At 58.6% G+C, this 232-nt stretch carries 1 protein-coding gene; it reads left to right on the top strand.

The features are described 5' to 3' along the window. Positions 1-226: hypothetical protein (locus QP119_RS11740; protein WP_284776353.1), on the top strand; the 226-nt coding region annotated here is incomplete at its 5' end. Positions 227-232: the final 6 nt, after the last annotated feature.

Raw genomic sequence — 232 nt, 5'->3', positions numbered from 1 at the left:
CGTGCTGGGTCGTTTCGACGGCGACCAGATCCTGTGCGCTCACTACAAAGGTGGCATGCAGGGGTGCTACGTCGAAGGTCAGACGGTCACCGATTTGGGTTACGGCGCGTCGGGTCGGGTCGTGACCACTGACAAGACGTGGGCGATGTTCGCACCTGTACTCCGAGTGTTCATCAATATCGAGCAGAATCTCTTTAGCGTGTTCCGGAGCGCGCAGCTGCTCTAAAGGCTC

Origin of the sequence: Corynebacterium frankenforstense (assembly GCF_030211955.1) — a bacterium.
GTDB lineage: Bacteria > Actinomycetota > Actinomycetes > Mycobacteriales > Mycobacteriaceae > Corynebacterium > Corynebacterium frankenforstense_A.
Note: the sequence above shows the minus strand (reverse complement) of the source record. Positions and strands in the feature narration are given on the sequence as shown.